The organism is Kitasatospora sp. NPDC059747 (assembly GCF_042732955.1).
Classification (GTDB): domain Bacteria; phylum Actinomycetota; class Actinomycetes; order Streptomycetales; family Streptomycetaceae; genus Kitasatospora.
Map to the genome: position 1 here is coordinate 5745 of NZ_JBHWGV010000112.1, position 6620 is coordinate 12364.

The window sequence follows — 6620 nt, forward strand, 5'->3', positions numbered from 1 at the left end:
GCGGTGGCGGGGGGGGGGGGGTCCGCCCGCCTGGCCGGGGGGGCGGGGGGGCGGTGTCCCCCCCCCCGGCGCCTGCCCCGGGGGGGGGGCCCCCCCCGGCGGGCGGCGGCGGTCGCGGTTACGACTCCTCGCCGTCCTTGGGCGCGGACCCGGTGCGCGCGCCGGCGCCCGTGAAGGTGTCGCGGATCTTGCCGCCCACGGTCGCGGCGCCGCCGGCGACGTCCCGGATCAGGCCCATCAGCGGGTCCTTGCTCTCCTTGACGGAGGTCGTGTAGTGGTCGGCGGCGGCCTTCCACTGCTCGGTGACCGAGGTGTCCGGGTCGTCGGTGCGGCGCGGGTAGGCGCCGGCCAGGATCGAGCGGTACTCGTCGCCCTCGGCCCACTTCTTCAGCGCGGCGACCCGGACCACGGCGAACGGGTGGCTCTGCGGCAGCACCTGGAGCAGCTTGAGCACGCCGTCGCGCAGGTCGCCGGCCTTCTCGTACTCCTCGGCCTGCTCCAGGAAGGCGTCCACGTTCATCTCGGCCAGGTTGTGCCCGCCGGCCAGCTTCATCAGGGCCCGCATGGAGGCCTGGAGGTCCTGCCCGGCCAGCAGGCCGGCCCGGTCGCTGGACAGCTCGGCCTTGCGGAACCACTCCTTGAGCGCGGTGACGATCGCCATGATCGCCAGGTTGCCGAGCGGCACCCAGGCGATCCGGGTGGCGATGTTGGTGAGGATCAGCAGCATCGTCCGGTAGACGGCGTGGCCGGACATCGCGTGGCCGACCTCGTGGCCGATGACCGAGCGCAGCTCCTCCTCGTCCAGCAGCTCGACGAGCCCGCTGGTGATCACGATGATCGGGGTGTCGATGCCGATGGTGAAGGCGTTGACCGTCGGGTCCTGGGTGACGTAGAGGTCGGGGACCTTCTCCAGGTCGAGCACGTAGGCGGCGTCGCGCACCATGTCGTGCAGCTCGGGGAACTGCCGCTCGGAGGTCTTCACGGCGGTGGCCAGGAACATCAGCCGGATCGCCCGCTCCGACACCAGGCCGGCGAGCTTCTTGAGGACGTCGTCGAAGCCGGTCAGCCGGCGCAGCGCGACCAGGGCGGAACGGTCGGCCGGGTGCTCCCAGGCCCGGGTGGAGATGTCGGGGAAGCGCTGGCGGCGCCGGCTCGGGGTCTTCGCGGTCGTGTCGGTCATGGTCTGAGCACCCTCCTGGTCGACGGCGGCCCCGGCCGGTGGCCGGCCCCCGCTGGTCTTCGCCTGCAACGACTGCTTGTGCAACGTCCGCGGTTGCGTACTCGTCCCCGCCGCGAGCCCGCGGTGGGGTCCGGCCGCGCCGGAGGGGCCGGTGGCGGGCCCCGGTGTGAGGCCGGTTTACCCTGAGGGCCCTGGAGAACCGAGACCGGACCCGGCCGCGGTAACCGAGCAGTCCGAGGAGCACCGCAGATGTCCACCGACGCCCTTGTCAGCCTGGCCGCACCGATCTCGGACGAGCCCGGCCCGGGCCTGTTCCTGCGGATCATCATCATCGCGTCGTTCGTCGGGGTCGGCCTGCTGGTCTGGATCATGGCCCGCGCCTTCCGCGGCAACTAGGACGCGTCCCGGGGCGGACGCGTCCCGCGCGGTGGCACCGTTCGCTCACGCCCGGTCAGCGGCGGTGGGCCGCCGAGCGGTTGCCCCGGCACCCCCCGTACGATGACGGGTGGGCCCTCACCGGCCCGCCAGCACCCCCAGGTCCGTCCTCCGAGCCGAGAAGGTCCAGCAGACCATGAACACCGCCGCCGCACTGCCCGTCCTGAACCTGCTCGCCGACGGCGAGGGGGGCAACCACGACAGCCTCAACCCGTACCTCTCGGGTGGCGCCGCACTGTTCGTCCTGCTGCTCCTGCTCTACGTGACCACCCGCTTCAACCGGGACCGCTGAGCCGGGCCAGGGGTCGCTCGGGGAGCGTCCGGCACACCCGCCGGCCGCTCCCTCACGCATGTCCGGGCCGCACGTGCGGCCTGCTCCCACACGGGTGTTCCCGCACCGCAACGGGCGTCGCGTAAGGTGTCTCGCCATGGGAGAGCAGGCCGGGATTCCCGGCGGACCGGAACCGGTGAAGAAGCGCCTCGGCGTGATGGGCGGCACCTTCGACCCGATCCACCACGGCCACCTGGTCGCCGCCAGCGAGGTGGCGAGCGCGTTCCACCTGGACGAGGTGATCTTCGTGCCGACCGGGCAGCCGTGGCAGAAGAGCGACCGCCACGTCACCCCGGCCGAGGACCGCTACCTGATGACGGTCATCGCCACCGCCGAGAACCCGCAGTTCTCGGTCAGCCGGATCGACATCGACCGCGAGGGCCCGACGTACACCGTCGACACCCTGCGCGACCTGCACGCGCTGCACCCCGACGCCGACCTCTTCTTCATCACCGGCGCCGACGCGCTCGCCCAGATCCTGTCCTGGCGCGACTCCGACGAACTCTTCTCGCTCGCCCACTTCATCGGGTGCACCCGGCCGGGGCACACTCTGTCCGACGCCGGACTCCCGGTGGGCGGGGTCTCCCTGGTGGAGGTCCCCGCGCTGGCCATCTCCTCCACGGACTGCCGCAACCGGGTCGCCAAGGGCGAGCCGGTCTGGTACCTCGTGCCGGACGGCGTGGTCCGCTACATCGACAAGCGGGCGCTGTACGCGCCGCACGGGACCTGACCAGGAGCGTATGCGTGACTGATCGCAGCGGCGGCGACGCGGGGCAGCGCCCGGAGGACTGGTCGACCGGGCAGTACCCGCAGTACCAGCCGTACGGGCAGCAGCCGGTGCAGCAGTACGACCAGTACGGGCAGCCCGTGCCGGCGGCGCCCGGGTACGGCCAGGACCCGTACGGCGGCTACCAGGAGCAGTACCAGCAGCAGCCGTACCAGGCCTACCAGCAGCAGGGGCAGGCCCCGCAGCAGTACGAGCCGTACGAGTCCTACGGGCAGCAGCCGGTGCAGCAGTACGACCAGTACGGGCAGCCCGTGCAGGCGTACCAGCAGGGCGGCTACGGCTACCAGGAGCCGCAGCCGTACGCCTACGACGGCTACCAGCAGCAGGCGTACCCGGTGGCCGAGCCGCAGGCCGGGGACGCGGTGCAGGTGGCCCACACGGCCCCCGCCGCACCCGAGCCCGTCGCCCCGGCGCCGGCCGCCGCGCCCGTGCCGCCGCGCCCGCGCACGCCCAGGCCCGCCGGGACGGCGCCGGCCAAGCCCGCGCAGCCGTCCGAGATGGTCGGCGGAAGCCGCACGCCCAAGGGCGCCAAGGAGCCCAAGGACTCCTACACCACCGGTGAGTTCACCTTCGTCGACGAGGAGGCGGAGGAGACCGAGGACGTCATCGACTGGCTGAAGTTCGCCGAGTCCCGCAGCGAGGTGCGCGCCGAGCGCCGCCGGCGGCTGCGCAACCGGCTGATCGGCCTCGGTGTCGCCGTCGCGCTGGCCGCGGGCGGCGTCGGCGGCTACCTGTTCTTCACCGGCGACAGCAAGCAGACCGCGGCCAAGGCGGCCGGCAAGCGCCAGGTCAACGTCGTGCACCTGCGCGACCTGCAGGGCAAGGTCTCCAGCGCGCTGCTCGTCAACGACGCCGCCGGGGGCAAGGGCACCGTGCTGCTGCTCCCCGACACCCTGCGACTGCCCGGCCCGGGCGACCCGGCCGTCGCCCCGGTCAGCCAGGCACTGGACCCCTCGATGGGCGCCGCCGCCACCCGCGACGGCCTGTCCGCCGTGCTCGGCGCCCCCGTGGCCGGCACCTGGCGGCTGGACACCCCCTACCTGGAACTGCTGGTCAACCAGCTCGGCGGCGTCCGGGTGGACACCAACGCCGAGACCCACGACGGCGGCAAGCCGGACGGCGCCCTGCTCAGTGCGGCCGGCAAGAACACCCTGCTCAACGGCAAGGCCGCGGTCGCCTACGCGACCCTGCAGGCGGCGGGGGAGAACCGCGACGCCCAGCTCGCCCGGTTCGGCCAGGTCATGGACGCCGTCGTGCGCACCATGCCCACCGACTTCAACGAGGCCAAGGACGACGTGCACCGGATGAACGCGGTGCTCGACCCGTCGCTGCCCGAGGACGCCCTCGCCGGGGTGCTCGCCCAGCTCGCCCAGCAGGCCAAGGACGGCCACTTCGGCACCACGGCGCTGACCGTCAAGCCGGACGGCTCGCTGGACGAGGCCACCGCCGGCAAGCAGGTCAAGGACGTGCTCGGCGGCACCGTGAAGTCGGCCGTCGCGGGCGACGCCCCGGCGCGCGTGTCGGTCCAGGACGCCTCCGGAAACGACCAGGCCGCCGCCTCCGCACAGGTCCAGATCGTGAACGCGGGCCTGACTTTCATCCCCGGCGGCGCCAAGGGCGCGCCGCAGGCGACCAGTGAGATCCGCTACACCGACGACGCCCGGCAGGCCGCCGCGAAGTCCCTGGCGACCAGCCTCGGGCTGCCGGACACGGCGGTGAAGAAGGTCGGTGACGCCCAGAACGCGGACCTGGTCGTCGTCCTCGGCAAGGACTACCAGCCGCCGAAGAACCAGTAGCCGGCCGGCGGCCGGCGGTGCGCGTGGGGGCCGGGCGACCCCGGCCCCCACGCGTACCGGAAAAAAGCGGTTCCGGGGCGGCCCGGGCGGCGTGAGATCCTGGAATGCGGTCCCGGCGGTGCGTCGGGGCAGCCCCACGCCGCCGACCCGGAAGTACACCGTGACCGTCACCGACCACAGCCAGCAGCTCATCACCGTCGCCGCCCAGGCGGCGGCCGACAAGCTGGCGCACAACATCATCGCCTTCGACGTCAGCGAGGTGCTGTCGATCACCGACGCCTTCCTGATCGCGTCCGCGAACAACGACCGCCAGGTCCGCTCCATCGCCGAGGAGATCGAGGACCAGCTGCGCGAGCAGCTGGACATCAAGCCGGTGCGCCGCGAGGGCGAGCGCGACGGCCGCTGGATCCTGCTCGACTACCTGGACATCGTCGTGCACGTCCAGCACTCCGAGGAGCGCTCCTTCTACTCGCTGGACCGGCTCTGGAAGGACTGCCCCGAGCTGCCGCTGCCCGAGGACGCCATCGCCTCGCGCAACCGCCCGGACGCCCACACCGACGAGGCCGGCAACGCCGTCGCCCCGGCCGACGACTTCGGCAAGCCCGAGGAGCAGTTCTGAGCCCGGCCGCGCGGGGCCCGCGCATCGTCTTCTGGCGCCACGGTCAGACCTCCTGGAACCTCGAATCGCGGTTCCAGGGCACGACCGACATCGAGCTGACCGGCCACGGCGTGCTGCAGGCGCAGCGCGCCGCCCGGCTGCTCTCGGGGCTCCGCCCCGACCTGCTGATCTCCTCCGACCTCAAGCGGGCCAGGCGCACCGCCGACGAGCTCGCCAGGATCACCGGGCTCGACGTGCAGCACCACGAGGGCCTGCGGGAGACGTACGCGGGCTCCTGGCAAGGGCTGACCAACGCCGAGATCCGGGCCCGCTACCCCGAGGAGTACGCGGCCTGGGCGGCCGGCGAGCCGGTGCGCCGCGGCGGCGGCGAGCTGTCCAGCGAGGTCGCGGACCGCTCGGTGCCCGTGGTGCTGGAGGCGGTCGACAAGCTGCCGGAGAGCGGCACGCTGGTCGTGGTCAGCCACGGCGGGACGATCCGCACCATGCTCGGGCGCCTGCTCGGCCTGGAGCCGGCGCTCTGGGAGTGCTTCGGTGGGCTGTCCAACTGCTGCTGGTCGGTGCTGGGCCGGGGGGCGCGCGGCTGGCGCCTGCTGGAGCACAACGCGGGCACGCTCCCGCAGCCGGTCATCGGCGACGACACCTGAGTGTCGGCGGCGGGGTGCGGAGCGGGAGCGGGAGCGCGGGGCCCGGGAGGGACTCGTAGGTTGCCCGCAGGTGGCTCGCAGGGGCGGATTTCGCAGTTCCGGGCCTGACCAGCTAGAGTCTTCCTCGTTCGCAGGGAAGGAACGCGGCCCGGAAGGGAAGCGGGAGATCCGGTGAGTGCGGGGCTATAGCTCAGTTGGTAGAGCGCTTGCATGGCATGCAAGAGGTCTGGGGTTCAATTCCCCATAGCTCCACTCCGCACCAGTGGTCCGGCCTGGCCGGTGCCGCACGTGTCGCGGGGCTATAGCTCAGTTGGTAGAGCGCTTGCATGGCATGCAAGAGGTCTGGGGTTCAATTCCCCATAGCTCCACAGTCGCCGAGAGGCGGCCCCCCCCCCGGGGGGGGGCGGGTGGGGTTGGCGGGGGGGGGGGTAACACACCCAACCCCCACCCCCCCCCCCGCGCCCCCCCCCCCCCCCGGGGGGCGGCCTCTTGCGTTTCCCGGGGTTGTGCTTCCGGGGTCGCTGTGGTCGTCGTTGCCGGCCCCGCGTGTTGCGGACGTGCCGTCATCCGGCCCGCTCGGGGGCGGCCGCGGAAACGGATTAGGGGAGCACCCCCGTGACCGTGTAAAGTAGTCGATGTCGCCGAGGGAAACCGGACGGAAACCCCGGTGACATCGCAGGTCAAGGGGCTATAGCTCAGTTGGTAGAGCGCTTGCATGGCATGCAAGAGGTCTGGGGTTCAATTCCCCATAGCTCCACAGAAGTTGAGGGGCGCGTGCCGCAAAGGGGAGCGGCCCCCCGGCCGGGGGGGGCCCCCCCCCCCCGCCCG

General features: G+C 72.7%; 7 protein-coding genes and 3 tRNA genes. 9 read left to right on the top strand and 1 reads right to left on the bottom strand.

The features are described from left to right. Positions 1 to 118: 118 nt before the first annotated feature. Positions 119 to 1180, bottom strand: coding sequence for a M48 family metallopeptidase (locus ACFV4G_RS34550; protein ID WP_380446139.1), 1062 nt, complete (start codon positions 1178 to 1180; stop codon positions 119 to 121). A gap of 249 nt (positions 1181 to 1429) precedes the next feature. Here ACFV4G_RS34550 and ACFV4G_RS34555 point away from each other — a divergent pair, with 249 nt between their 5' ends. The 9 genes from ACFV4G_RS34555 (at position 1430) to ACFV4G_RS34595 (ending at position 6549) form a co-directional block, all read left to right on the top strand. Next, on the top strand, positions 1430 to 1576 hold the full coding sequence (locus ACFV4G_RS34555; protein ID WP_380446140.1) for a hypothetical protein: 147 nt from the start codon (positions 1430 to 1432) through the stop codon (positions 1574 to 1576). A gap of 175 nt (positions 1577 to 1751) precedes the next feature. Continuing rightward, positions 1752 to 1907, top strand: a complete 156-nt coding sequence (locus ACFV4G_RS34560; RefSeq protein WP_380446141.1) for a hypothetical protein — start codon at positions 1752 to 1754, stop codon at positions 1905 to 1907. A 136-nt stretch (positions 1908 to 2043) separates the two neighbouring features. Beyond that, positions 2044 to 2676 (top strand): nicotinate-nucleotide adenylyltransferase, encoded by a 633-nt coding sequence (gene nadD, locus ACFV4G_RS34565; RefSeq protein WP_359973501.1) that lies wholly within the window; start codon positions 2044 to 2046, stop codon positions 2674 to 2676. A 14-nt stretch (positions 2677 to 2690) separates the two neighbouring features. Next, positions 2691 to 4529: a LytR C-terminal domain-containing protein gene (locus tag ACFV4G_RS34570; protein ID WP_380446142.1), complete on the top strand. Its 1839-nt coding sequence runs from the start codon at positions 2691 to 2693 to the stop codon at positions 4527 to 4529. Between the two features lie 160 nt (positions 4530 to 4689). Then, positions 4690 to 5148, top strand: coding sequence for a ribosome silencing factor (rsfS, locus tag ACFV4G_RS34575; RefSeq protein WP_380446143.1), 459 nt, complete (start codon positions 4690 to 4692; stop codon positions 5146 to 5148). Next, positions 5145 to 5792, top strand: a complete 648-nt coding sequence (locus tag ACFV4G_RS34580) for a histidine phosphatase family protein (RefSeq protein ID WP_380446156.1) — start codon at positions 5145 to 5147, stop codon at positions 5790 to 5792. The genes rsfS and ACFV4G_RS34580 overlap by 4 nt, the downstream gene beginning before the upstream one ends. A 179-nt stretch (positions 5793 to 5971) precedes the next feature. Next, positions 5972 to 6044, top strand: a tRNA-Ala gene (locus ACFV4G_RS34585). A gap of 43 nt (positions 6045 to 6087) precedes the next feature. Beyond that, positions 6088 to 6160, top strand: a tRNA-Ala gene (locus ACFV4G_RS34590). 316 nt (positions 6161 to 6476) lie between these two features. Then, positions 6477 to 6549: transfer RNA gene (locus tag ACFV4G_RS34595), tRNA-Ala, on the top strand. Positions 6550 to 6620 lie beyond the last annotated feature (71 nt).